Source organism: Mesorhizobium sp. L-8-10, assembly GCF_016756635.1.
In the GTDB taxonomy this organism is placed as follows: domain Bacteria; phylum Pseudomonadota; class Alphaproteobacteria; order Rhizobiales; family Rhizobiaceae.
Window position 1 is genome coordinate 4,329,649 of record NZ_AP023263.1, and the last position, 25,051, is coordinate 4,354,699.

At 65.6% G+C, this 25,051-nt stretch carries 19 protein-coding genes; 12 read left to right on the forward strand and 7 right to left on the reverse strand.

Annotation, left to right across the window (positions count from 1 at the left end; all coding sequences use genetic code 11):
* Positions 1-223: 223 nt before the first annotated feature.
* Positions 224-1,216, reverse strand: coding sequence for an AraC family transcriptional regulator (locus JN280_RS19960; protein WP_202304478.1), 993 nt, complete (start codon positions 1,214-1,216; stop codon positions 224-226).
* Positions 1,217-1,374: 158 nt separating this feature from the next.
* Here JN280_RS19960 and JN280_RS19965 point away from each other — a divergent pair, with 158 nt between their 5' ends.
* Positions 1,375-2,547, forward strand: coding sequence for an MFS transporter (locus JN280_RS19965; protein ID WP_244741785.1), 1,173 nt, complete (start codon positions 1,375-1,377; stop codon positions 2,545-2,547).
* 101 nt (positions 2,548-2,648) lie between these two features.
* The gene (locus tag JN280_RS19970) at positions 2,649-3,941 is read left to right on the forward strand and encodes a hypothetical protein (protein ID WP_202314910.1); all 1,293 of its coding nucleotides are present in this window, start codon (positions 2,649-2,651) and stop codon (positions 3,939-3,941) included.
* 149 nt (positions 3,942-4,090) lie between these two features.
* On the opposite strand, the gene soxG is transcribed toward JN280_RS19970, so the two are convergent.
* The 4 genes from soxG to JN280_RS19990 are packed head-to-tail and all read right to left on the reverse strand — an operon-like array spanning position 4,091 to position 9,246.
* Positions 4,091-4,678 carry a sarcosine oxidase subunit gamma family protein gene (gene soxG / locus JN280_RS19975; RefSeq protein ID WP_202304480.1) on the reverse strand — a complete coding sequence of 196 codons (588 nt, stop codon included), beginning with the start codon at positions 4,676-4,678 and terminating at the stop codon, positions 4,091-4,093.
* Entirely contained in the window at positions 4,671-7,661 is a 2,991-nt protein-coding gene (locus JN280_RS19980; protein WP_202304481.1) for a sarcosine oxidase subunit alpha family protein, read from the reverse strand. Before JN280_RS19980 ends, soxG begins: the two co-directional genes overlap by 8 nt.
* Positions 7,658-7,936: a sarcosine oxidase subunit delta family protein gene (locus tag JN280_RS19985; RefSeq protein ID WP_202304483.1), complete on the reverse strand. Its 279-nt coding sequence runs from the start codon at positions 7,934-7,936 to the stop codon at positions 7,658-7,660. Before JN280_RS19985 ends, JN280_RS19980 begins: the two co-directional genes overlap by 4 nt.
* 50 nt (positions 7,937-7,986) lie before the next feature.
* A complete protein-coding gene (locus tag JN280_RS19990) occupies positions 7,987-9,246 on the reverse strand; it encodes a sarcosine oxidase subunit beta family protein (protein ID WP_202304484.1) in 1,260 nt (419 codons plus the stop codon).
* A 219-nt stretch (positions 9,247-9,465) separates the two neighbouring features.
* On the opposite strand from JN280_RS19990, the gene JN280_RS19995 reads away from it, so the two are divergent.
* The 10 genes from JN280_RS19995 to JN280_RS20040 all read left to right on the forward strand — a co-directional run bounded on the left by JN280_RS19995 (position 9,466) and on the right by JN280_RS20040 (position 23,303).
* Entirely contained in the window at positions 9,466-11,970 is a 2,505-nt protein-coding gene (locus JN280_RS19995) for a mechanosensitive ion channel family protein (protein ID WP_202304485.1), read from the forward strand.
* A 160-nt stretch (positions 11,971-12,130) separates the two neighbouring features.
* Positions 12,131-12,394: a hypothetical protein gene (locus JN280_RS20000; RefSeq protein ID WP_202304486.1), complete on the forward strand. Its 264-nt coding sequence runs from the start codon at positions 12,131-12,133 to the stop codon at positions 12,392-12,394.
* Positions 12,395-12,591: 197 nt separating this feature from the next.
* Positions 12,592-14,034 carry a UbiA family prenyltransferase gene (locus JN280_RS20005; RefSeq protein ID WP_202304487.1) on the forward strand — a complete coding sequence of 481 codons (1,443 nt, stop codon included), beginning with the start codon at positions 12,592-12,594 and terminating at the stop codon, positions 14,032-14,034.
* Positions 14,031-15,377 carry an FAD-binding oxidoreductase gene (locus JN280_RS20010; RefSeq protein WP_202304488.1) on the forward strand — a complete coding sequence of 449 codons (1,347 nt, stop codon included), beginning with the start codon at positions 14,031-14,033 and terminating at the stop codon, positions 15,375-15,377. The genes JN280_RS20005 and JN280_RS20010 overlap by 4 nt, the downstream gene beginning before the upstream one ends.
* 115 nt (positions 15,378-15,492) lie before the next feature.
* Entirely contained in the window at positions 15,493-15,924 is a 432-nt protein-coding gene (locus JN280_RS20015; RefSeq protein WP_202304489.1) for an EamA family transporter, read from the forward strand.
* Entirely contained in the window at positions 15,921-16,928 is a 1,008-nt protein-coding gene (locus JN280_RS20020) for an NAD-dependent epimerase/dehydratase family protein (RefSeq protein WP_202304491.1), read from the forward strand. The genes JN280_RS20015 and JN280_RS20020 overlap by 4 nt, the downstream gene beginning before the upstream one ends.
* Before the next feature lie 14 nt (positions 16,929-16,942).
* The gene (locus JN280_RS20025) at positions 16,943-18,403 is read left to right on the forward strand and encodes an aspartate aminotransferase family protein (protein WP_202304493.1); all 1,461 of its coding nucleotides are present in this window, start codon (positions 16,943-16,945) and stop codon (positions 18,401-18,403) included.
* Positions 18,404-18,443: 40 nt separating this feature from the next.
* On the forward strand, positions 18,444-19,634 hold the full coding sequence (locus JN280_RS20030) for a hypothetical protein (RefSeq protein WP_202304495.1): 1,191 nt from the start codon (positions 18,444-18,446) through the stop codon (positions 19,632-19,634).
* Positions 19,635-19,759: 125 nt separating this feature from the next.
* Entirely contained in the window at positions 19,760-22,321 is a 2,562-nt protein-coding gene (locus JN280_RS20035; RefSeq protein ID WP_202304497.1) for a GcvT family protein, read from the forward strand.
* Positions 22,322-22,457: 136 nt separating this feature from the next.
* On the forward strand, positions 22,458-23,303 hold the full coding sequence (locus JN280_RS20040) for a DUF1194 domain-containing protein (RefSeq protein WP_202304499.1): 846 nt from the start codon (positions 22,458-22,460) through the stop codon (positions 23,301-23,303).
* Between the two features lie 61 nt (positions 23,304-23,364).
* Here the strand turns inward: JN280_RS20040 and JN280_RS40320 are convergent, their stop codons facing one another.
* Both JN280_RS40320 and JN280_RS20050 read right to left on the reverse strand, forming a co-directional pair.
* A complete protein-coding gene (locus JN280_RS40320) occupies positions 23,365-24,303 on the reverse strand; it encodes a GlxA family transcriptional regulator (protein ID WP_446720849.1) in 939 nt (312 codons plus the stop codon).
* Between the two features lie 439 nt (positions 24,304-24,742).
* Complete coding sequence (locus JN280_RS20050) at positions 24,743-24,883, reverse strand: hypothetical protein (RefSeq protein WP_202304503.1); 141 nt, start codon at positions 24,881-24,883, stop codon at positions 24,743-24,745.
* Between the last annotated feature and the right edge of the window lie 168 nt (positions 24,884-25,051).

Below are 25,051 nucleotides of genomic sequence, written 5' to 3' on the forward strand. Positions count from 1 at the left end.
TCCTGTAAATTTCCAGTTTTTAACAGGACAGCCGGCTGCTCGGTTATCCCCGGCCGAAGAACAGGAGCCGGCAGATACGAGGGAGGCCGGCGCCAAGGCTGAAGAGCGTTGGCGCTGCGCACCTCGGGACGAGGGAGGCTGGCACTACGTTCCTCATCCTGAGGTGCGAGCGCAGCGAGCCTCGAAGGACGCACCAACTCGCCTTTTCCTCCGTGCGGAGCTATCAGACGTCCGCCGAAGCCCCGCCACCCCTCACTACGCCAGGCGGGCTGCCGATCACGCGCTTGAAGGCGCGGCTGAAGGCGGCCTGGGAGCCGTAGCCGAGGCGGTGGGCGGCGGTCTCGATCGGCATCCGGTCGCGGCCGATCCATTGCGAGGCGAGCCGCATGCGCAGTTCGGTCAGGTAGCGCACCGGCGTCATGCCCGTCACCGCCAGGAAGCGCTCGGCGAAGACGGAACGTGAGCTGCCCATTTCGGCAGCGAGGTCGGCCAGCGTCCAGTTGCGGCCGGGATCGCGATGGAGGGCGGCGATCACGCGGCCGAGGCGCGGGTCGCGCAGCGCTTCCACCCATCCGGTGGCGTCGCCGCAACCGCATTCCACCCAGCCGCGCACGATGAAGGCCGAGACGACGTCGGCGAGCCGCGCCAATATGCCGGCAAAGCCGGCACGGGCGTCGCGCGCCTCGCGCTCCATCGCCTCCAGCATCGGCAGGATCTCGGGATAACGCTCCATCAGCGTGCCCACGAACATCACCTCGGGCATCAGGGCGACCAGCGGGTGCATGCCGCCGAGATCGAAATCCATGCAGCCGCTGAAGACGATCACGTCGGTCGAGCGGCAGCCGTTGCAATCCTTGATCTCGCTGACGCTCTGGCAAAGCAGCGCCGCCTCGTAGGTGGAGACGTCGCGGCAGGGCAGGTCGCGGTCTGAGATGAGGTCGTGCAGGCCGCCGCGCGGCAGGAGCACGGCATCGCCGGTATCCATGACATGGACGCCGCCGTCCTTGCGGCGCAACAGCACGGGCCCTCGCGCGACGAAATGGAACTGCGCCCGTCCTTCCACAGTGCCGAAGCGGACGCCGAAGGGGGCGGAGAGCTGGATGCGGCGATAGTTGCCGCCGACCAGGCGCATCCCCATCAAGAGCTCGCTGACGAGATCCGGCAGAACTTGCCGGGCGGATGGCTGCGTGCCGGTTTCGGACTTTCGATCAAGCATTCCGGATCTAGTGACATGGTGCGTCCGGAATGTCCATCCTAATTCTGCTGCATTGCAGCACAGCTCCCTTGAAAGGACAGACGATGAGCGAACCATTACCACCGGCGGAGGCGGCCCCAGCCCGAGACAAGCCGGCCCGAGACAGGTCCATCCGAGATATGCCGGCTCGGGACAAGCCCGCCTGGGACGCCGTCATTGCGATGACGCTCGGCGTGTTCGGGCTGGTGACGGCGGAGTTCCTGCCGGCCAGCCTGCTGACGCCGATGGCGGCCGATCTCGGTATCACCGAAGGACTGGCGGGTCAGGCCGTCACGGCGACGGCGCTGGTGGCGCTGGCGGCGAGCCTGCTGATCCCGGCCGCGATCGGGGATCTGGACAGGCGTGTCGTGCTGCTCGCCTTTTCCGCGATGCTGATCATTTCGAACCTGCTGGTCGCGCTCGCGCCATCGCTGCCGCTGCTCCTCATCGGTCGTGTGCTGCTCGGCGCCGCGCTCGGCGGCTTCTGGGCGATGTCGGCGGCTGTGACCATGCGCCTCGTGCCCGAGGCGCTGGTGCCACGGGCCCTGTCGATCATGTTCAGCGGCGTTTCCGCCGCCACGATCCTGGCCGCGCCGGTCGGCAGCTATCTCGGCGAGGTGATCGGCTGGCGAAGCGTCTTCCTGCTCACCGCTGTCCTGGCCGGCGTCGCGCTGGCAGTGCAGTTCGCGACGCTTCCCAGGATCGCGCCGACGGGGCAGGCGGGCCTGCGCACGCTGGGCGAGGTGCTGGCGCGACCCGGGATCGCGCTCGGCATGCTTGCGGCCATGCTGATCTTCACCGGGCATTTCGCCTTCTTCACCTATGTGCGTCCCTTCCTGGAAACCGTGACCGGCGTCGGCATCGGCGGCGTCTCGGGCATCCTGCTCGGCTTCGGCATCGCCAATTTCCTCGGCACGCTCCTGGCCGGTCCCCTGCTGGAGCACAGCCTGCGGATGACGCTGCTGTCGATGCCGCTGCTGATGGGCCTTCTGGGTCTCGGCCTGGTGACGGTGGGCAGCGAGCCCGCGGCAGGCGCGGTGATGGTGGCGATCTGGGGCATGGCCTTCGGCGCCGTGCCGGTGGCATGGTCGACCTGGCTCACCCGCACGGTGCCCGACCAGGCGGAAAGCGCTGGCGGTCTGCTCGTCGCGGCGATCCAGTTCGCGATTGCGCTGGGCGCTGCGGCAGGCGGCGCGATCTTCGACACCAGCGGCGGCATCGGCGTCTTCACCGCGAGCAGCTTCATTCTCCTGCTGGCGGGGCTGATGATCGTGGCAGGTATACGCTCCCGCCGGGTGGCGGTCGCGGCCTGACATCAAGCCTGCGGGCGGCGTGTGAGGATGCGCCGCCCGTAGCCATGACCGCCGACTCCCTCTATGCCGGCTCTTCGTCGGGGCATCGGAAAGGGACAGACGTGACCGTCACGCAAAGCAGGACCGCCGAGATCCGCCGGCTGGCAGCCGAGGATCGCGATGCCGCCGCCCGCGCGCTGGCGGAATTGCTGCGCGACCTCTTCGGCATCGAGGCCGAACGAGTAGAGATCAATCGCGACCGCTACAGCCTGAATTCGCTCAACGGCTTCTTCCGGACGGGTGATGAAGCCTTCTTCTTCAAGTTCCATCAGGAAGAGGGCGAGGAGGCGATGAGCGGCGAATATTACCGCGCCGACATCCTGGCCAAAGCCGGACTGCCGGTCGACAATCCCGTCCATATGTCGGCGCTGCCTGGCGAGCAGATCCTGATCTATCGCCGCCGCACCGATCCGCGCTTCTCCGATGTCCTGCGCCGCCTCGATCTCGCGCCCGATGAAGTGGCCGAGGCGCGGGCGCTTGCGGCCGAACGGAAGCTCAACGAGGCGCTGCTCGAAGTCTGTCGCAAGACGCTCCATCCCGTTGACGCGGCCGAAGTCGCGGCCGAGCCGATCCATCGCCTGTTCTACGAACGGCTGATCGACCCGAAAAGCGGCGCGCTGCCGGGCGGGCGTTTCGCCGACTTCTATGTCGGGCGGAGCTTCCGGTTTCCCGGCGTCGAGCTCGATTGGGAGGCTTTCAGCCGGGCGGCAGTCGTCATCAACGGCGTGCGCTACCGCAGGACGATCGGCGAGCTGTTCGCCGCGGCGGCAGAGCGGCTGCGGCCCGATCGCCTGGCGGATGCAGGCGGCGTGACCGCCCATGGCGACGCCCACAACGCCAATGTCTGGTACGTGGAAGGGGGCGGCGCGCCGTCGCTTGCCTTCTTCGATCCGGCCTTCGCCGGCAGCCACGTGCCGACGCTTCTCGCCGAGATCAAGGCGACATTCCACAACATCTTCGCCCATCCGCTCTGGCTCTACGATCCGGCCGAGGCCGCGACGCGCTATCGCGCGGACGCGACATTCGCCGACGGCGTGCTCGACATCGTCACCGACTGGCAGCCGAGCCGCATCCGCCTGGCCTTGCTCGAGGTGAAGGCCGGGACCTTCTGGCGGCCGCTGCTTGCCACACTTTCCGAGCGCGGGCTGCTGTCGCCCGACTGGCGCGAGGTGATCCGGCTTGCGCTGTTCCTGTGCCCGACATTGGTGATGAACCTGAGGGCAGGGGCCAGCAGCCACAATCCGGTGTCGTCGCTGATCGCCTTCTCGGTGGCGGTGATGGTCGGCAGCGAGCCGGTGGCGGGCGAGGATGTCGTGACGCGCTTCCTCGATATGGTCGACCCCGAGCGAGGTTAGCGCTCCAGAAGAAGCGGATCGCCTGCCGGTGAGGTCTCTTCATGCACTGCAGGTTCACCGCGTGCCCGCTTCGCGCAAATCCGTGACGGGCGCCACAGCAGTTGCGCTGCAGCTGCGAAGGGTGGACCGGTAGATGCAGGCGGGCGGCGCTATCGCACCTCGTAGCCGACTTCGGCAGCGCCGTGGCAGAGCGCCGTCCAGAAGCTCCTGGCGAAGGAGCGGAACACATAGAGGTCGAACTGCTCCGGCGCCGTGCGCTGAATCTGGGCGAAGACGTCGTGATGCGCGGTCGATCGGCCCGCACCGACCGGAAAGGCGGCCGGCGAGAAATCGATCGCGAAGAATTTCGCCAGCACCCATTCGGCACGGGCGCCCGAAATCCGGATCGCCGTGCGCCCGTGCGAGAGGGCGGTCACGGCGCCGTCTTCGTCGCCAATCAGCCTGGCGAGGGCCGTCTCTGCACCGGCGGCCTGATCGACCACCAGGAAGCGGCGGGGCGCGACGGCGAAGGCCGCCTTCGTTTCCTCCGCCACGCCGGCGCCCGCGCCCTCCGGCAATGCGAGCCCGGTCGCCGAGCGGATAGCGCCGACCACGGAGGCTTCCTTGCCCGGCCATGCGGTGACCTCGGCGATCGAGCCGGGCCTCGTCTCGGTGAGGACGACGCCCGCGCTCTCGGCGAGGCGACCGTGCGGCCCGGGCTTCCAGACGGGGAGCAGCGGAGAAACCGGCTCAACCATGCATGCGGCTCCCTTCGGGATCGAAGAAATGATGGCTGACGATCTCCACCGGGCCGAAGCGGTCGCGCAGCGGGTCGGAAACGAAGGCGCGGGTACCGTGGCGCGCCTTGCCCCTCGCCACCAGCGCCAGCGCAACATGCTTGCCCAGGGCCGGCGAATAGCAGGCAGCCGTGATGTGGCCGATCGAACCATGGGCGCGCGCCCGGTCGAGTTCTTCGACGACATGTGCGCCGCCATTGAGCGCCCGATCGTCCAGCGCCACGAGACCGACGAGTTGCAGGCGGTCGGCCGCGACAAGCCCTTCGCGGTCCATCATGGCCGAGCCGATGAAGGGTTTCTTCTTCGACAGCATCCAGTCGAGATGGAGATCGCGCGCCGTGGTGCGGCCGTCGATCTCCGCCCCCGTGACATGGCCCTTCTCGATGCGCAACGTGCCGAGCGCCTCGAGCCCATAGGGCAGGATGCCGAACGGGGCGCCGGCTTCCAGCAGGGCTTCCCACACATGGGTGCCGAAGCCGGCGCCGCAATAGACCTCATAGGCGAGTTCGCCGGAGAAGGAGAGGCGGCAGATCATGACCGGCACGCCGGCGATCTCGCCATGCACGATGCCCATGAAGGGCAGGGTGGCATTGTCGACGGCCGTGCCGGTGACGCAGGCTTCCAGGACCTTGCGCGCATTCGGGCCGGCGATCGCCGTGCCGGCCCATTCGTCGGTGACGGAGGTGACGGAGACTCTCAGCTCCGGCCAGATCACGTCGAGGAAATACTCCAGATGCTGCATGACCTTGCCGGCATTGGCGGTGGTCGTGGTCATCAGGAAGTCGTTCTGGCCGAGCCGCCACGTCGTGCCGTCGTCGAAGGCGAAGCCGTCCTCGCGCAGCATCAGTCCGTAGCGCGCCTTGCCGACGGCGAGCGTGGAGAAGAGGTTGGTGTAGATCCGGTCGAGAAAGGTTGCCGCATCCGGTCCCTTGACCGCGATCTTGCCGAGGGTCGAGACGTCGACCATGCCGACATGATCGCGCACGGCCTTCGCCTCGCGCACATAGGCCTGCTCGACCGTCTCGCCGGGCAGCCCGTAGATCTGCGGACGGAACCAGAGGCCGGCCGAATAGAGCGTCGCGCCGTTTTCGGCATGCCAGTCGTGCATCGGCGTCAGCCGCTCGGGCTTCAGGTCGCCGTAGCGCTCCGCCGCGAGCGCGCCGATCGAAACCGGTGCGAAGGGGGGGCGGAAGCGCGTGGTGCCCACTTCGGGCACGAGCTTGCCGAGCGCCTCGGCCATGATGGCGAGGCCGGGTACGCTGGAGGTCTTTCCCTGGTCGGTCGCCATGCCGAGCGTGGTGTAGCGCTTGAGATGTTCGACCGAGACGAAACCTTCGCGATGCGCGAGCCGCACGTCCTCCGCCGTCACGTCGTGCTGGAGGTCGACGAAGGCCTTGCCCTTGGCCCTGATCTCGAAGACGGGGGCGGGGTGATGGTCGATCTCGGTCTCGCCGACATCGGGCAGCCGTCCGTTGCCGATGGTCGCGCCCGAAGCGGCGAGGCCGGCGTCCCGGCCTTCCTCGATCGCCCGGGACGTCGAAAAGCTGCCGTTGAAGCCGCCCGCGCCGAACCAGCGCTGCGTTGGTTTCGGCGGCAGGAAGGCCTGCAAGCCGTCATGCCAGGCCGGCCGCGCGCCGGCCTGGCTGGCGAGGTGGATGGCCGGCGACCAGCCGCCGGAAACGGCGAGCAGGTCGGCCGCGATGCTGCGCGGATCGCCCGACAAGGCTCGCGTGGCGGCATCGAATTTCTGGACCTTGATGGCTGCCAGCGCCTTGCCCTCGGTGGCGACGACGGCATGGCCGGTCAAGATCTCCGCGCCCGTCTCGGCGGCAAGTTCGTGTGCGGCTGCCGAGATGTCGGCCCTCACGTCGGCGATCGCGACGATGGTCGCCCCCGCGCGTGCGAGCGCGGCGGCCGCGCGGTAGGCGCTGTCGTTGTTGGTGAGGATCGCGATCCTCGCGCCGGGCAGCACGCCGAACTCGACCGCATAGCGGACGGCCGCGTCGGCCAACATGACGCCCGGCCTGTCATTGCCCGGAAACACCAGCGGGCGCTCGAAGGCGCCTGTCGCCAGCACCACGGCGCCGGCGCGGATCGTCCAGTGGCGATGGCGCGGCTCGCCCTCGGCGGGCGCGGCCTTGTGGTCGGTGACGCGTTCGAGCGCGGCGATCGTGTTGTCGTCGTAGTAGCCCCAGGCCGTCGTGCGCGGCAGCAGCCGGACATTGCCGCGTCCGGCAAGGTCGCGCGTCATCGCCTCGGCCCAATCGGCCGCGCCGGCGCCGCCGATCGTCTCGCCCGACCAGTTGGCGGAGCCGCCGAAGCGCGCATCGAGTTCGGTCAGCACCACCTGCCTGCCCTGGTCGGCGGCGGCCTTCGCCGCCATGAGGCCGGCGGGCCCGGAGCCGACGACCAGAACGTCGCAAAAGGCATTCATGCGTTCATAGCGCGATGGATCCTTCGCCAGCCCCGCCCGGCCGAGGCCTGCCGCGCGCCGGATGAAGTATTCGCAGAACATCCAGAAGCGCGTGCCTCTCAGCGGGCCGATCGCCGGGCCCATGAAGGTCTTGTAGTAGAACCCCGCGGAAAAAAGATTGCCGGCCACCTGGTTGACGGCGCCGATGTCGAGGCCGAGCGACGGAAAGCGGTTCTGACTGACGACGGTGAGGCCGTCATGGATCTCCAGCATTGTCGCCGGGATGTTCGGCTCGCGCACGTCGTCGCGCAGCACTGTCACCAGCGCGTTGGGCTCGTCGACGCCGGCGGCGATCACGCCGCGCGGCCGGTGGTATTTGAACGATCGGCCGAACAGCGAGACCCGGTTGGCGAGCAGAGCGGACGCCAGCGTGTCGCCGGGGTGGCCGGTATAGGGATGGCCGTCGAAGGTGAAGCGGATGGTGCGGCTGCGGTCGATGCGCCGGCCCGCGTCGATGCGGCGTGCGCTCATGGCTTCGCTCCGGCTTCGCGCAGGTCGCGCGCCATCGCGACATCGGAAATCTTGTGCGTCAGCGTGTTGCGGGTGACGGCGAGATGGGCCCGGCAGCCGCCCGAGTGCTGCCAGATCTCATGATGCTCGCCGGCCGGGTTGAGCCGGTCGTAGACATAGGCGTTCCATGCGGCCTGATCCGTCGATGCCGGATCGGGGCGGGTGCGGTTGCCGTCGCCCTGGTAAGTGAATTCCGAGACGTCGCGCGAGCCGCAATAGGGGCAGCGGATCAGCATGGTTTGCGCTCCGCGGGAAAGGGGGACGTGGAGAGGATCATTCTCATTGTCTAATGCAATCTGGGCGTCGCGCCCTGGCCCTTGTCGTCGATGACGAGGCCGCGATGGAAACGGTCCAGCGTGAAGGCCGCATTGATCTCGTGCGGTTCGTCGCGCGCGATCGTCCAGGCGAAGGCGAAGCCTGAGGCGGGCGTTGCCTTGAAGCCGCCATAGCACCAGCCGCAATTGAGATACATGCCCGGCAGCGGCCCCGTCGTGATGATCGGCGAGCCGTCCATGGACATGTCGCAGACGCCGCCCCATGAACGCAGCACCCGCACGCCGGCGAGGCTCGGGAACAGCGCCAGCATCTCGCTCATCACCTCCTCGACAATCGGCAGGTTGCCGCGCTGCGCGTAGGAGTTGTAGCCGTCGATGTCGCCGCCATAGACGAGGCCGCCCTTGTCGGATTGCGACATGTAGAAATGGCCCATGCCGAAGGTGATGACGGTGTTCAGGAAGGGCTTCAGCGATTCCGACACGAAGGCCTGGAGCACATGGCTCTCGATCGGCAGCCTTTCGATGCCGGCGAGCCGCATGACATGCCCGGTGCTGCCGGCGACCGCGACCGCAACCTTCCTCGCCCTGATCTCGCCGCGCGTGGTGGTCACGCCGGTGATGCGGTCGCCGTCGCGCAGGAAGCCGGTCACCTCGCAGTTCTCGACGATGTCGACGCCGCGCCGGTCGGCGCCGCGCGCATAACCCCATGCCACCGCGTCGTGCCGGGCCGTGCCGGCACGCCGCTGCATGAGGCCTCCCACCACCGGGAAGCGCGCCGAGGCCGACAGGTCGAGGCCGGGTACCTCCCGCGCGAGCTGGGCGGGGCTCATCAGCTCGGCATCGATGCCGTCATGGCGCATGGCGTTGCCGCGGCGGGCATAGTCGTCGAGCTGGGCGGGCGAATGGGCGAGGTTGAGCACGCCGCGCTGCGAAAACATCACATTGTAGTTGAGTTCGTGGGACAACGTCTCCCACTGCTTCATCGAATGCTCGTAGAAGCGGGTGTTGGCGGGCAGGAGGTAGTTGGAGCGCACGGCCGTCGTGTTGCGGCCGACATTGCCCGAGCCGAGATAGCCCTTCTCGATGACCGCCACGTCGGTGATGCCGTGTTCTTTGGCGAGATAATAGGCGGTGGACAGGCCGTGTCCGCCGCCGCCGATGACGACGACTTCATAGGCGGGTTTCGGCTCCGGCTTGCGCCATGCCGGTTTCCAGTCGCGATTGCCGCCAAGAGCGTTCCTGAAGAGCGAAAGGGCCGAATATTCCGCCATTGGCAGTTGTGATCCGTTGCTGATTCCGGCGCACACTATCGGGGCGGCCGACGGACCAAGGCAAGGATTGCGCCACGCCCTTTCGCAGGGCCGACTCCCGAGGCCGGCGTTGCCGTTGCGCCTTGTCTTCCGGGAGGCGTGGCTTGCCCCTGACTGCGGGCATCTTTATCAAGGGCGCGGATTCAACCGTCACGCAGAGGGCACAGCCTGCAGAACCCCATGCCGATCCTGTCCTTCCGGCGCTTCGCCGTCCCCCTGATCCTGCTTCTGGCCGTACTTTGGGCCACGCTTGCTGGCGCACAGAACGGCAGCGGCCCGGGAAACGGACTGCTCGCCGAGCAGCAGCAGGTCGTCGGCCAACTCGGGGCCAGGATCGACGCGCTCGAAAAGAAGATCGGCGCCAATTCGCAGGACGACGCGAATCTCGTCGAGATCAGGACCGGGCTCGAGGAGCTGTCGCGCCAATTGCTGGCGAGCGGCGTCGCCTTTCGTCCGCGCCTCGCTGAGATCAATGCCCGGCTCGAGCAGCTCGGCCCGGCGCCGGCGGAGGGGCAGCCGCCCGAACCGGAGGCGGTCGCGTCGGAGCGAAAGTCACTGGTGGCGGACAAGGCCGAGATCAACGTGTTGCTGGGCAATGCGGAGAGCATGTCGATCCGCGTTACCGGCCTGATCAACAATATCGCCGAAATCCGCCGGGAGCTGTTCCAGAGCCTTCTGACCAAACGCTATGACGTCGGCTACGAGTTGCTGGGAGAAGTCGTCGGTGCCGCCTATTCCGAGATGGCCACCTTCTATCGGACCGTATCGTCGTGGCTTCGTTTCGTCGTGCAGTTCAAGCTGCAGTCGGTGCTCGCCGCAACCTTCTTCGCCTTGGTGGCTGCTGTGGTGCTGCTGGTCGGCGGGCGGCGGCTGTTCGGCGATCTCTTCGATGCCGACCCTCTGGTGGAGGAGCCGTCTTATCTCAGCCGCCTGTCCGTGGCCTTCTGGTCGACACTGGTTCCGACCGCGGCCGTGAGCGTGTTCCTGGCAACGACCTATCTGCTCTATCAGTATTTCGGTGTGTTGCGGCCCGATATCGCCACGATCATGGCCTCGCTTTTCAGCGTCATCGGGATCGTGTTCTTCGTCCATCGCCTGGGCGATGCGGTGCTATCGCCCAAGCTGCCGAACTGGCGGCTGATCGACGTGGACACCGGGGCGGCGCGGCTGCTCCATTGGCTGGTCTTCGCCACCGCGCTTTTCACCGGCGTCGACGCATTCCTCAGCCAGGTCTACCAGGTGCTGAGTTCGCCTCTGGCGTTGACGGTCGGCGAGAGTCTTATCTCGACGGTACTTACCGGCCTGCTGGTCATCTTCATTGGGATGGTGAGGCCTGCTTCCGGCGACGATGGCCGGCCACGGCGCTGGCATCCGCTGTTGCGTTTCACCCTGTTCCTTCTGGGCGGCGCCACGATCATCGCGGCACTGCTCGGTTATATCGGGCTGGCGCGCTTCATGTCGGCTCAGATCGTCATCACCGGCGCGGTGCTGGCGACCATGTATCTCGGCTTCCTGTCGTCGCGCGCGATGTCCGACGAAGGCGCCTTCGCCAATACGAAGATGGGTCAGCGTCTCGGCGAGGTCTTCAAGCTCGACGAGACCACGCTCGACCAACTCGGGCTCGTCGTCAGCATCGCGGTCAACATCCTCGTGCTCATCATCGGCCTGCCACTGATCCTTTTTCTCTGGGGGTTCCAGCCGGGCGACATCACCGCCTGGATCTACAGGTTCGCGACCGAGATCAAGATCGGCTCCTTCTCCTTTTCGTTGACCGGCATCCTCACCGGCATCATCGTCTTCGTGCTGGGCTATTTCGTTACCCGCTGGTTCCAGGGCTGGCTCGACGGTTCGGTCATGGCACGCGGCAAGCTCGATGCCGGCGTCCGCAACTCCATTCGCACCGCCGTCGGCTATGCCGGCGTCGCGCTCGCGGCATTGATCGGCGTTTCGGCCGCCGGCATCGACCTTTCCAATCTGGCGCTGGTCGCCGGTGCGCTCTCCCTCGGCATCGGCTTCGGCCTCCAGAACGTCGTCTCCAATTTCGTGTCGGGCCTGATCCTGCTGGCCGAGCGTCCGTTCAAGGTCGGTGACTGGATCGTGGCGGGCGCCGTCACGGGCACGGTCAAGAAAATCAGCGTTCGCGCCACCGAGATCGAGACGTTCCAGCGCCAGACCGTCATCCTGCCGAACTCCGAGCTGATCAATGCCGCGGTCGGCAACTGGACGCACAAGAACAAGCTCGGGCGCATCGAAGTCAGGGTCGGGGTGGCCTACGGTTCCGATCCGAGGAAGGTCCACAGCCTCCTCCTGGAGATAGCTCGCAACCATCCGATGGCGCTCAAGAATCCTGAACCCGCCGTGGCTTTCGTGAACTTCGGCGAATCCTCGCTCGACTTCGAGGTTCGTGTCTTCCTGTCCGACATCCTCAACGGTGTGAGCGTGCAGAACGATATCCGCTTCGCGATTGTGGACGCGTTCGAGCGCGAGAGGATCACCATTCCTTATCCTCACCGGGAACTCCTCGTCAGGGCTGCCGCTTCCGAGCAGGCGACCGAGGCCTGGCCCACCGACGACGACCGGGCGGATGCGGATCTCATGGAGAAGCACCGGGCCGCCGCCGCCAGGGAGGCCGAGAGGGCAGCCCCGAAACGAAAGGGCAGGGTCCGGAAGCCCGATCCCCATTGAGGCTTCCCGATCGGCGGGGCACGATCCGCCAATTCCGGCGAAACCGCGCCTGAACGGCGCATTCAGTTGCCGTTCAGGATGGAAGTCCTATAAGGTCCCACGAAAGAAGGCCGAAGGCCCTTCTCAGTGCAACAGAGGCGGTGGTAACACCGGTATCGCAATGAAGAAATACTGTCTCGCGTTCGCCGCGCTCCTTGCGATGGACGGCCACGGGATGGCTGCGAGCGCAGTCAATCTCGACTCGGAGCCGCGTACCCTGGTCGTCACCGAAGGCGGCAACAAGACCGAGCTTGCACTGCCTGCCGGTCAGACCGTCGAGTTCTGCCCGAACGGCTGCTTCGTCACCATGCCCAATGGCGACCGCGAAGCGCTGACGGGGTCGGAGACCATCGAGATCTCCGGCGGGGCTGCCAGGATCAAGTAGACGTCCTCTGTGCGAGCATGAAGCAAAGGCCGGGTCTCAAACCCGGCCTTTGTGTATACCCTGCAATCACCGGTTAACCTTCAGGTTGAAAACAGGCTAGAGTGGCTCTGCCGGATGCGGGGGATTAACGGTCGGTAGCGTGCTCGTCCGTTATGGGTCACCCCGCAGACAATGCGGGAGACGGCGGAACGACGGCGATGGACGTGCGATCGGACGGGAATGCGGTGCCTCTGGCCGTCGACCTCGACGGCACGCTGATTGCTACCGATCTTCTGTGGGAAGGCCTGTTCCTGCTTATCAGGCGCAATCCGCTTTTTCTGTTCATGGTGCCGGTGTGGATCGCGACCGGCGGGCCGGCGCGGCTGAAGCTGGAGATTGCCGCCCGTGTCGATATCGACGCTACCGTGCTGCCATATCGGCCTGCGGTGCTCGACCGGCTGCGCAGCGAACGGGATGCCGGCCGCAGCATCGTGCTCGCCACCGGAACCCCCCGTAAGTTCGCCGACGCCATCGCCGCCCATCTCGGCCTTTTCGATACCGTGATCGCCACCGAAGGCCGGGAGAACGTCACCGCCGGGCGAAAGCGCGCCGTGCTCACCGCAGCCTATGGCGACGGCGGTTTCGACTATGTCGGCAACAGCCGTCACGACCTGAAGGTGTTCGATGCCGCGCGCGAGGCGATCGTCGTCGCGCCGGACCGCCAAGCCGCGCGCTGGCAGGCGATGCACCGCTGCGAGCTCCTGGAGACGCCGAAGCCGACCTTGCGGACCGTCGCAAAAATGCTGCGCGCCCATCAATGGCTCAAGAACAGCCTGATCGCCGTGCCGATGGTGCTGGCGCACGAATATCTGAACCTGAACATGCTGTTGGCCTGCCTGCTGGCCTTCGTCTCCTTCAGCGCCTGCGCGTCGGCCGTCTACATCGTCAACGACTTTTTCGACCTGACGCTGGATCGCCGCCACGCGACCAAGCGCAGCCGGCCGTTCGCCAGCGGGCTTCTGTCGATGCGGTTCGGGCTTGTTTCCATGGCCGTGCTGCTGGCGGTCGGCTTGTTCACCGCGGCGTTCCTGCCGCCGTTGTTCTGGGCGGCGCTCGCCGCGTATCTCGTTGGCACGACGGCCTATTCGCTGGCGGTCAAGCGCATGCTGCTGATAGACGTGCTCGCGCTGGCCGGCCTCTATACGACGCGCATCCTTGCAGGCGCCGCCGCGACCGGCACCGAAGTGTCGTTCTGGCTGCTCGCCTTCTCGATCTTCTTCTTCCTGTCGCTCGCGCTGGTGAAGCGCTACGTCGAGCTGCGTTCGACGCCGTTGCCCGCCAAGGAGCGGATCGCCGGCCGCGGCTACCGCACCGAGGACCAGGAGATCATCGCGCAGGCGGGGATGGGGGCCGCCTTCTCCTCCGCGCTGGTGCTGGCGCTCTATATCGACAGCGCCGCTGTACGCGATCTCTACCCACATCCCTGGATGATCTGGCCGCTGGCCCCGATCGTGCTCTATCTGACCATGCGTGTCTGGATCCTGGCGCGGCGGGATGAAATGCATGACGATCCCGTCGTCTTCATCATCAGCGACTGGCGGAGCCAGCTGGTCGCCGGCATCGGTGCGATCCTGCTTGTGGTCGCGAGCAACGTGCCATGAGCGCCTTCCAGAGCTTCGGCCTGGCGACCCCGCCGGCGCGTGCCGCGATCCTTCCCGAAGAGGCGATTGCCGGCCTGAAGGCGGCAGACATGCGTCGGCGCTCCTTTCTCGCCTATGGCAACGGGCGCAGCTACGGCGACAGCTGCCAGGCAGATTCCGGAACCGTCGTCGACATGCGCGGCATGAACCGCATCCTGTCCTTCGATCCCGAGACGGGGCTGATGGAGGCGGAAACCGGGACGCTGCTTTGCGACATCATCGCTGCAGCGGCGCCGCACGGCTTCTTTCCGGCGGTGGTGCCCGGCACCCAATTCGTCACGCTGGGCGGCGCCATCGCCAACGACATCCATGGCAAGAACCATCACCGCCGCGGCAGCTTCGGCCGCCATGTGCGCTCGCTGCGGCTGCTGCGGTCCGACGGGCGCGTGCATGCCTGCTCGGCCACCGAAAACTCTCCGCTCTTCGCCGCCACCATCGGCGGCATGGGACTGACCGGCCTGATCCTCTCCGCCGTGATCCGGCTCATGCGGGTGCCTTCGCTCGACGTAACCGAGCAGGTGACGCCATTCCGCGACCTCGGCGAGTATTTCGATCTCGCTCAAGCCGCGGACCAGGCCAATGAATATGCCGTCGCCTGGGTCGACCAACTCGCATCGGGCCGTCATGCGGGTCGCGGTCTCATGATGACGGGAAATCACCGCATGGAGGGAGGTCGCGCGGCACACCTGTCAGCGCCGCGCCTTTCGATCCCGTTCCGAGTTCCGGTCAATGTGCTCAATCGTCCGTTCCTGTCCGTCTTCAATGCCGCCTATCGCTGGAGAAAGGGCGCGTCGGCCGAGCCGCGGCGCAGCGGCTATCGGGCGTTCTTCTTCCCGCTCGACAGCCTCGGCAACTGGAACCGTCTCTACGGGCCGCGAGGCCTGTTCCAGCACCAGAGCGTGATCCCGTTCGAGGCGGCGCGCGAAGCGATCCCACGGATGCTGGAAGCCGCGCGCACGGCCGGGCAGGGCTCATTCCTGACCGTGCTCAAGCGGTTCGGCGACATGCGCTCGCCCGGGCTGATTTCGTTTCCGCGGCCGGGCTACACGCTCACGCTCGACTTTCCCAATCACGGCGCGTCGACCTTGGCGCTGCTTTCCGAACTCGACCGCATCACCGTCGGCGCGGGTGGGGCGGTCAATCCCTACAAGGATGCACGCATGGCTGCGACGACCTTCGCGGCCTCGTTTCCGAACTGGCGCGAGTTGGAGAGGTTGAGAGACCCCGTCTTCCTTTCGGCCTTCTGGGCGCGCACGGCGCTGAGGCTGCCGGCCGCTCCGGGCGGGGCGGCGGCAGCCGCCTGAGGGCGTTTCGGAAGAAGTTTCAAAGGAAGAACTAACAGACTGAATTTGCTTTTTATTTCGTCTATTCACGAAATGTTTCGACATTGGTGTTAGTACTGGTCAGGACAGGTGACGCATGAAATACATACCCTTCATCCTCTTCACGGTCATGACCAATGCCGCCGCGCAGCTCATGCTGAAGCAGGGCATGATCACGCTTGGGCCGATTTCCTTCGAGGGCGCCAATCCGGTACTGCGGCTGCTGCAGATCGTATTCAGTCCATGGGTGTTCGCAGGCCTCCTCACCTTCGTCGTGTCGATGGCTTCGCATCTCTATGTGCTGTCGAAGGTCGAACTCTCCTTCGCCTATCCCTTCCTCAGCCTTGCCTATGTGGCGGTGGCCGTCTTCGCCTATTTCGTGTTCAGAGAGGACCTCAACGCCTACCGCATCGCCGGCATTGGCTTCATCTGCGTCGGGACGGTGCTGATCGCCCAGAGCGGACGCAGCCATGCCGCACCTGAAGCCGATCCCTCCAAGCCGGTCCAGACAAGCGAGATCGTCCAATGAAACATGTGATCTTCGGCGGCGACGGTTTCGTCGGCCGCCATCTCGTGCCTCTGCTTCTCGCCGACGGCGAAGAGGTGATCGTCGCAGACATCGTCAGGAGCGAACTGCCGCACTACCGGCCGGCGCGTTTCGTCCAATGCGACGTGACCGATCCGGCCTCGGTCGCGGCGGTCGGCATCGGGCCCGACGACATGGTCTACAACCTTTCGGCCAAGATGCTTTCGCCGATCCAGGTTCGCGCCAAGCGTCACGATTTCTTCTGGCCGGTCAATTTCCGCGGCACGGAGAACATCATCCAGGCCATGGACAAGGCCGGCGCCGGCAAGCTCGTCCACTATACGACCGACATGATCTACGGCCACACTTATGCCTGGCCGCAGACGGAGGATCACCCTGCCGCGCCGCTCGGCGAATACGGACTGTCCAAGCTCAAGACCGAGGAACTTGCGGCCCAGTGGCGCGAGCGCGGCATGAGCATTTCCCTGTTCCGGCCGCGGCTGATCATCGGTCCCGGACGCCTCGGCATTTTGGCGAAGCTGTTCAAGCTGATCGACTGGAACCTGCCGGTGCCGATGATCGGCTCGGGTCGCAACCCCTATCAGTTCATCTCGGTGTTCGATTGCGCCGAGGCGGCACGCCTCGCATGGAAGGCAGGCGTGCCCAACCAGGCCTATAATCTGGGATCGCTCAATCCGCCGCCGGTCCGCAAGCTGCTCGGCGACCTCGTCAGGCATGCCGGGTCGAAGTCGGTCCTCCTGCCGACGCCGGCTTGGGCGGTGAAGCGCACGCTCGACCTGCTCGACCTCCTGAACATGCCGATCATGGATCCGGAGCAGTATCTGATCGCCGACGAGATGTGTGTGCTCGACGTATCGAAGGCCGAACGCGAGCTCGGCTGGGCCCCGCGCTATCGCGACGAGGACATGCTGATCGCCGCCTACAGTGAATACCGCGCCGTCAGGGATGGCCGGGCCTCCTCGGAGAGCCGGGTTGCGGCGGAGTGAGACAGGAGCGAGTGATGAACGCCTTGACCAAAACCGCTGATGGCGGCGACCGCGCCGGCGAACTTGCCAGCAACGGCACGCCGAAACCCCACCTGATCACCGTCGAACAGGCGAAGAACCTCGACGTTGCCCGCATCACCGATCTCTTCAAGGCGCACATCAATCCCGGCCAGCTCCATTTCATGAAGCTGCTGGGCTTCCATAAGGTGAAGATCGAGCGCGCCGAGGGGATGTACTATTACGACCAGAACGGGCGGGCGATCCTCGACTTCTTCGGCGGATTCGGTTCGCTCGCCTTCGGCCACAACCACCCGAGGATTCTCGAGGCGCGCCGCAGGTTCCAGGAGGAGAAGCGGCACGAGATCGCGATCGCCTTCATGTCGCAATATGCGGCGGCCCTCTCGCACAATCTCGCCGCCTGCTCGCCGGGCGAGCTCGACATGGTGTTTCTCGGTTCGACGGGGTCCGAGGCGATGGAGGCGGCGATCAAGGTGGCCGAGCGTGCCGCCGGGCCGAAGCGGCCGAAGATCGTCTATGCCGAGAATTCCTTCCACGGCAAGACCAAGGGCGTTCTGTCGATCACCGACGGTCAACTCTATCGCGGCGAATTCAGGCTGGTCGACAACACGGTGCGCGTGCCCTTCGGGGACATCGAAGCGGTCGAGAACGCCTTCCGATCGGACCCGGCCATCGGCGTGATCGTGCTGGAGACCATCCAGGGCGGCGGCGGCATCATCCAGGCCGAGACGGACTATTGGCGCAAGCTGCGCGGGCTCTGCGACCGCTACGGCGTCCTCTGGGTGGCCGACGAGGTCCAGTGCGGCTATGGCCGGACGGGGTGCTTCTATGCCTTCGAGCATTACGGCGTGGTGCCCGACGTGACGGCCCTTGCCAAGTCGCTCGGCGGCGGCAAGGCCGCGGTCGGGGCGATGATAGCCAGCCGCGATGTCTACATGAAGGCCTATGGCACGCCGAAGACCGCCATGGTCCACGCGGCCGCGACCTTCGGTGGCATCGGCGAGGCCGCGATCACGGCCATCGAAGCGCTCAATGTCCTCTATGACGATGGCCTGATCGACAATGCCGCATCCGTCGGCGACCATCTGCTCGACAGGCTCAAGGCGCTCAAGGCCAGGTATCCGACGATCATCAAGGATGTGCGCGGCAAGGGCCTGATGGTCGGGCTGGAATTCCACGACTTCTCGCAGACCCTGCCGATGGTGCTGCGGCCTGTCGTCAGCGTGCTCGACGACAAGCTCAAGGGGTCGCTGTCGGGTTTCGTCGGAGCGTTGCTCTTGCGCGACTACGACGTGCTTGTCGCCTTCACCGAATACAACCGCAACGTCATCCGCCTTGAGCCGCCGCTGATCTGCGGGAACGAGCATGTCGACCGTTTCGCTGACGCACTCGACAGCCTGCTGTCGCGCGGCATCGTCGCCATCGTCAAGGATTTCGTGAAAAGCCAGGTGAAGTGACGGCCCGGTCGGGCAGGGGCACAGGGAAGGGAACTTGTCCATGACGGCCATCGAACGCACGGCGATCGGCTGGGCTTTGGGAACAATGCCCGCAAGGCTCCTGATGCGGGCCGCGGGCAGCAAGGTTCTGCTGGATCGCCTGGCCGTCGTGTTCTTCGCCGCGATCTGCCTGCTGGTCTCGGCCTATGCGCTCGTGCGCCCCGACTACAATTGGGACATGGTGGCCTATGTCGCCGCCGCACTCGAGGACCGCCACCCCGATCCGGCGGAGTTGCATGCCGAGACCTGGAAGCGCGTCTCGGAGGGGGCGAGCCAGTCCCAGCTCTACCACCTCCAATACGGCACCCCCTACAACAAGCATCAATGGGAGAATCCGGCCGACTTCCAGTCGCAGCTATCGATGTATCGGGTGAAGGTCGCCTATGTCGCACTCATCGAGGCTCTTGAGCCGCTGACCGGTCTGGTCAAGGCGTCGATGCTGCTGAGCATATTGCCGTCGCTCGCGCTCGGCGCGCTGTGCCTGTGGCTGCTCGGCCGCGACGATGCCCTGCAGGGGGCCTTCCTTCTGGCGCCGGTCCTGATGCTCGCCGGCTATGCCCACATGACAACGGCCGTCGTTCCCGACATGCTGGTGTCATTCGTCTCGCTGCTCGCCATTCTGCTCTTCGCGAGCAAGCGCGATATAGCGGCCTGCGTCGTCCTCCTTGTCTCCGTCCTGATCCGGCCGGACAACATCGTGCTCGCCTTCGCCCTTCTTCTGACGGCCATCGCCTTCGGCTGGCGTGTCCTTCCGCTCCTGGTGACCTTCGTCGTCGGGCTGGTGGCCTGCGTGGCCATGTCCAGGTTCGGCAGCCACCCGGGATGGTGGGCGCATTTCTACTTCTCCTGCGTCGAGGTCCAGAACTCGATGACGAACTTCCATCCGGACTTTTCGTTCGGCGCCATCATGCGCGGCTATACACGCGGCGTGCTGGTGGCGATCATGGAAAATGACTGGCCGGCGATCTTCGCGCTGCTGATCGCGGCCTGGGCTCTGCTCAATCGCGTTGGAAGGACGGGCACCGAGCGCGCCAATGCACTGGTCTTCGCGCTCGTCATCGGCACGCTCGGCAAGTTCGCCAGCTTTCCCTTGCCTGACGACCGCTTTTACTTCGTGTCCATCGCCGCCATGGCGGTGGTGCTGGCCACCATGTGGAAGCCGCGTTTCGACATTGCCGCGGCCCGCGCTTGACCCTCTGGCGGGCAGCCGACATGATTTTGGTCGCGCGGTTTTTTGGCGATGTCGCAAACAGGCTGCAGTCGCGCCGCCGCCCCGACCTATAGTCCGCCGGCAACATCATCGCGGAGTCGCGTCTTATGGCAGGGTTTCCGGAAAAGGCGAAGGTCGTCATCGTCGGACTGGGCGGCATCGTGGGCGCATCGGTCGCCCATCACCTCATCGAGCGCGGATGGGACGAAATCGTCGGCATCGACAAATCGGGCATACCGACCGACATCGGTTCGACGGCACATGCTTCCGACTTCTGCTACACGACCAGCCATGATTTCCTGTCGTGCTGGACGACGCTTTACTCCATCGATTTCTACGAGAAGATGGGCCATTACGCGCGCGTCGGCGGTCTCGAAGTCGCCCGCGTCAGCGACGACGACCGCATGGAGGAGATCCGGCGCAAGGTCGGTTCGGCGAAGGCATTCGGTACACGGGCCCGGCTGATCGAACCTGCCGAGATCAAGGAAAAGTTCCCGCTGATCGAGGAGAACCTCGTTCAGGGCGGCCTTTGGGACCCGGATGCGGGCCTCGTGATCCCGCGCTCGCAGACCGTCGCCGGCAAGCTGGTCGACCAGGCCGAGGCCGCCGGCAAGTTGAAGGCCTTCGCCAACACGCCCGCCAAATCCCTCCTCATCGAGGACGACCGCATCAAGGGCGTGGTGACGGATCGCGGCACCATCGTGGCTGACCATGTCGTGGTCTGTGCCGGCCTCTGGGGACGCCTGATCGCCGAAATGGCCGGCGAGGACCTGCCGGTCATGCCGGTCGACCATCCGCTCACCTTCTTCGGGCCGTATGACGAATTCGCCGGCACCGGCAAGGAGATCGGCTGGCCGCTGCTGCGCGACCAGGGCAACTCGGCCTATATGCGCGACACCGGCGATCCCAGGACCGCCGAGGGCGGACAGATCGAATGGGGCTATTACGAGGAGACCAATCCGCGCCTGTGCCATCCGCGCGATCTCCTGGAAAAGGATCAGGCCCGCCTGTCGCCCTCGCAGCGCGATCTCGACATGGAGCAGATCATGGCGCCGCTCGAACGCGCCATGGAACTCACGCCGATCCTGGGCGAGTTGGGCTACAATGAAAGCCACTCCTTCAACGGGCTGCTGCAGGTGACGGCCGATGGCGGCCCCTCTATCGGCGAAAGCCAGAAGGTGAGGGGGCTCTGGTACGCCGTCGCCATCTGGGTCAAGGACGGCCCCGGCATGGGCAAGCTCGTCGCCGACTGGATGACCGACGGCCGGACGCCGATCGACCATGCACGCATAGACTATGCGCGCTTCTATCCGCACCAGATGGAGGAGACCTTCATAGTAGGACGCTGCGGCGAGGCGGCGCAGAAGGTCTACAACCCGGCGGTCCATCCGCGCGAGCCCTATGCGACCGGCCGTGACGTGCGTCGCTCGCCCTTCTGGGAACGCGAGAAGGAACTCGGCGGCTATTTCATGGAACTGGGCGGCTGGGAGCGCGCCCATGGTTACGCCGCCAACGAGCATCTTTTGGAGAAATACGGGAACCGCGTTCCGAAGCGCGAGAACGAGTGGGACAACCGCCATTTCTGGCGCGTCTCGAATGCCGAGCATCTCGCCATGAGCGAGGATTGCGGCATCGTGAACCTGTCGCATTTTGCCATCTACGATGTCGAGGGCCCGGATCACGTGGCGCTGATGGAGTGGCTGTGCGCGGCCAGGATCGGCGGCGACGCCATGATCGGCAAGGGCATCTACACCCATTTCCTCGACGACGAGGGCATGGTGCGCGCCGACCTGACGGTCATCCGCATGGCCGACCGCTGCCGCGTGATCGACGGCGCCGATGCCGGTCCGCGCGACTTCAACTATATGCGCCGGGTTGCCACCGACAAAGGCTTCGACGTGACGGTGACCGACGTGACCGAGAAGAACGTTACGGTGGGCATCTGGGGGCCGAATGCCCGCCGGACGCTGCAGAAGGTCGTGGAGGATCCGGACGGCCTCTCGCCGGAGAATTTCCCCTTTGCGGCGATCAAGCATGTCCGGATCGCCGGCAAGGACGTGACGGCCTTCCGCATCTCCTATGTCGGAGAGCAGGGCTGGGAACTGCACATGGCCTATGAGGACGGGCTGGCCGTGTGGGACGCGCTGCGGTCGACCGGCGTGATGGCCTTCGGCGTCGAGACCTACGCCAACAGCCGTCGCATGGAGAAGAGCCTGCGCCTCCAGAACGCCGATCTCCTGACCGAGTACAATCTCTTCGAGGCGGATCTCGCGCGGCCGAAGGTGAAGGAAGCCGATTTCCGCGGCAAGGCGAAGCATCTGGAGTACCGTGCCCGGACCCACCAGCCCGCCATGCTTTGCACGCTCGTCATGACGGACAATATCGATTCCAGGGACGTCGCGCGCTATCCGGTCGGCACGATGCCGGTGATGGACCCGGAGACGGGCGCCACACTTGTCGACGAACTTGGCCGCCGCTCCTTCACGACGTCGGTCGCCTATGGTCCGACCATCGGCAAGAACATCGCGCTCGCCTATCTGCCCTGGGCCTATTGCCAGGAAGGCCGCAAGCTCGCCGTGGAGTATTTCGCAGAGACCTATCCGGTGGAGGTGGTGGCGATCGGCTACAAACCGCTCTACGATCCGGACAACCTGAAGCCGCGGAGCTGAGGGCTGCCGGCTCGGGATTGGGGTCAGGCCCCGCTCCATCCCTCGACCCGGCAGGTCGCGGAAAAGTGAAGATGAAGCCGGCCTTTTCACGGGTTGGCTTTCTTTCTTCAGGCAATCCCTCACCTATACTGCCCTGATGTCGACGTTGCTTCGCCCATGGCGGACACTGACCTGCGCAGCGCTCGCGCTCACTGGCCTTGCATTGGAGCAGGCCATTGCGGCGGAGCCGGTCGACGTCGAACTCGTTCTTGCCGTCGACGTTTCGCTGTCGATGTCTCCGGGGGAACTCGAGATCCAGCGCGAAGGCTATGCGGCTGCCCTCACCGACAAGCACGTGCTCGATGCCATCAGGCAAGGCATGAACGGCAGGATCGCCGTAACCTATTTCGAGTGGGCGGGCACGACCACCCAGCGTGTCGTGGTACCCTGGACGATCATCGAAACGCGCGATGATGCCGAGGCTGTCGCGGCCAAGCTGTCGGCGACGCCGCCGAACAGCGCACGCCGTACCTCGATCTCCAGTGCTCTGGAGTTCGGTTCCGACCTCTTCGCCGAAAGCCCGTTCCAGGGCGCCAAGCGCGTCATCGACATCTCCGGCGATGGACCGAACAACCAGGGCGCTCCCGTGGACCTCGTCCGAGACACGGTGGTTGCGCAGGGGATCGTCATCAACGGCCTGCCGCTGATGACCAACAGCGGCTTGATCAGCGCCTATGACGTCGCGGACCTCGACCGCTACTACAATGATTGCGTGATCGGCGGGCCGGGCGCCTTCATGATCCCGGTCAACGGCTGGTCGCAGTTCCCCGAGGCGGTGCGCCGCAAGCTCGTGCTGGAGCTTGCTGGTCCTGCCTGGCAGCGTCAGGCCGGCGAGGTAGCCGCGCACCCGCCCGTTATCCTTGCGGATGCGAGGTCTTCCTATGACTGCATGGTCGGCGAGAAGCTCTGGCGCGATCGCTCGGGCATGTGGGATTCGCGGTAGGCCGCCCCTGCAATGAATGAGGCGCCTCTGGTTTCAGACGCATATCGTTGCGGCCCTCACTTCACGCGGCAAGCAACTGCTTGCGATCGACGCGCTCCTGCTGGGGCGAGCGGGAATAGAGTTCCCGGTAGCATTTCGAGAAATGCGACGCCGAGACGAAGCCACAGGCGACCGCCACTTCCACGACGGGCAACGACGACTGGATCAACAGGTGACGCGCCCGGTCGAGCCGGATCTCGAGATAATAGCGCGCCGGCGAGCGACCCATCTCCTGACGGAAGAGCCTCTCGATCTGGCGGCGGGAGAGACCGACGTCGTCCGCGATCTCGATGAGCGATAGCGGCTCGGCGAGGTTGCCCTCCATGAGTTCGATGATGCTCAGCACCTTGGCGTTCTGAACGCCGAGGCGTGCCCGGAGCGGCAGCCGCTGACGGTCCGTCGGGCTGCGCACGCGATCGGTCAGCACCTGCTCGCAAACGCGATTGACCAGTCCATCGTCGAAGTCGTCGCCGATCAGTTTCAGCATCATGTCGAGGGCGGCCGTACCGCCGGCGCAGGTATAGATGTTCTGGTCGACCTCGAACAGGTCGGCAAAGACGTTCACTTTCGGGTAGGCCTCGGAAAAGCCCGGAAGGTTCTCCCAATGGATGGCGCAGCGCTTGTTGGACAGAAGTCCCGCCGCCGCCAGCACATGGGCGCCCGTGCACAGGCCGCCGATCGCCACGCCGCGGTTATACTCCTCGCGCAGCCAGGCGAAGGCCGACTTGTTGTGATAGGTTTCGACATTTATGCCGCTGCAGACGATGACCATGGAGGGACGGTCAGGCCCGGCCATCTTGCGGCGTTCCTCCTCGAGCGAGGTGTTGACCGCGCAGAGCACGCCGTTGGAGGCAGGTACAGACTTCCCGTCGGTGCTGGCCAGACGCCACCGATAGGCTTCGTAGCCCAGCATGCGATTTGCGATGCGCAGCGGCTCGAGCGCCGTCGCGAAGGCGACCATGGTGAAATCGGGGACGAGGAAAAAGACCAGCGATCTCTTGATCGGATGCTTGATGGCGTTCACGGAGCCTCCACACACCGTTCATGACGCGAACCTGATGTCGCGATCAGCAAAGCGTCATCAGGAAAGCACATTGTTGTCAACGCTCTGCATGGGCTCCGCCGAGCAATATTTGCGACAGATGCCGCTTTGGGACCAGAGAGGAGCCCAAAGCCGAAAACCAGGACACCGTCCCGGTGGTGCCGGAACGGTGTCGTCTATCATTGCGGGTGTTCGCGCGCCCGCCTGGCGCCGGGCTACCGCATCGACCCGGAAGCCATGCTCGATCTTCCGAGGCACGTTGCGCGGATCAACCAACAGTGACGGAGGCGACCGTTACGCGTCCAGGTGGACGCGCGGCGCTTCGTTGTCGAGCGCGCCGGGTCGAGCGCGCTGGTGGTCAGCCGACGAAGACTCCGAGCCGTGCGCCGGCGATCGCCGCCGTCTGGCCGGGCATGGTGTTGCCCAGGCGCTGCCGCTCAAGCTCGGTGGTCAGGTTGGTCCGGCGGCGGGCGGCGAAAATGCGGGAAAACAGTTTCATGACACAGCTCCATGCAGTCGTTTACACGGGGTGCCTTCGCGTTCTGGAGTGGGGCAGCTCGTTGATGACGCGGATATAGGGATTGTGCGACGCAAACAACGCGCAAAAAGCGAAGCGCTTGATATGAAAAGCGACATAGCTGGCGTCGCGCAGGCGCTTCCGGCGGGA

Excerpts from the sequence above, each read along its gene's own strand:
- JN280_RS19960 (WP_202304478.1), bottom strand. The coding sequence starts at position 1,216 with ATGCTTGATCGAAAGTCCGAAACCGGCACGCAGCCATCCGCCCGGCAA.
- JN280_RS19965 (WP_244741785.1), top strand. The coding sequence starts at position 1,375 with ATGCCGGCTCGGGACAAGCCCGCCTGGGACGCCGTCATTGCGATGACG.
- soxG (WP_202304480.1), bottom strand. The coding sequence starts at position 4,678 with ATGGTTGAGCCGGTTTCTCCGCTGCTCCCCGTCTGGAAGCCCGGGCCG.
- JN280_RS19980 (WP_202304481.1), bottom strand. The coding sequence starts at position 7,661 with ATGAGCGCACGCCGCATCGACGCGGGCCGGCGCATCGACCGCAGCCGC.
- JN280_RS19985 (WP_202304483.1), bottom strand. The coding sequence starts at position 7,936 with ATGCTGATCCGCTGCCCCTATTGCGGCTCGCGCGACGTCTCGGAATTC.
- JN280_RS19990 (WP_202304484.1), bottom strand. The coding sequence starts at position 9,246 with ATGGCGGAATATTCGGCCCTTTCGCTCTTCAGGAACGCTCTTGGCGGC.
- JN280_RS19995 (WP_202304485.1), top strand. The coding sequence starts at position 9,466 with ATGCCGATCCTGTCCTTCCGGCGCTTCGCCGTCCCCCTGATCCTGCTT.
- JN280_RS20000 (WP_202304486.1), top strand. The coding sequence starts at position 12,131 with ATGAAGAAATACTGTCTCGCGTTCGCCGCGCTCCTTGCGATGGACGGC.
- JN280_RS20005 (WP_202304487.1), top strand. The coding sequence starts at position 12,592 with ATGGACGTGCGATCGGACGGGAATGCGGTGCCTCTGGCCGTCGACCTC.
- JN280_RS20010 (WP_202304488.1), top strand. The coding sequence starts at position 14,031 with ATGAGCGCCTTCCAGAGCTTCGGCCTGGCGACCCCGCCGGCGCGTGCC.
- JN280_RS20015 (WP_202304489.1), top strand. The coding sequence starts at position 15,493 with ATGAAATACATACCCTTCATCCTCTTCACGGTCATGACCAATGCCGCC.
- JN280_RS20020 (WP_202304491.1), top strand. The coding sequence starts at position 15,921 with ATGAAACATGTGATCTTCGGCGGCGACGGTTTCGTCGGCCGCCATCTC.
- JN280_RS20025 (WP_202304493.1), top strand. The coding sequence starts at position 16,943 with ATGAACGCCTTGACCAAAACCGCTGATGGCGGCGACCGCGCCGGCGAA.
- JN280_RS20030 (WP_202304495.1), top strand. The coding sequence starts at position 18,444 with ATGACGGCCATCGAACGCACGGCGATCGGCTGGGCTTTGGGAACAATG.
- JN280_RS20035 (WP_202304497.1), top strand. The coding sequence starts at position 19,760 with ATGGCAGGGTTTCCGGAAAAGGCGAAGGTCGTCATCGTCGGACTGGGC.
- JN280_RS20040 (WP_202304499.1), top strand. The coding sequence starts at position 22,458 with ATGTCGACGTTGCTTCGCCCATGGCGGACACTGACCTGCGCAGCGCTC.
- JN280_RS40320 (WP_446720849.1), bottom strand. The coding sequence starts at position 24,303 with ATGGTCGCCTTCGCGACGGCGCTCGAGCCGCTGCGCATCGCAAATCGC.
- JN280_RS20050 (WP_202304503.1), bottom strand. The coding sequence starts at position 24,883 with ATGAAACTGTTTTCCCGCATTTTCGCCGCCCGCCGCCGGACCAACCTG.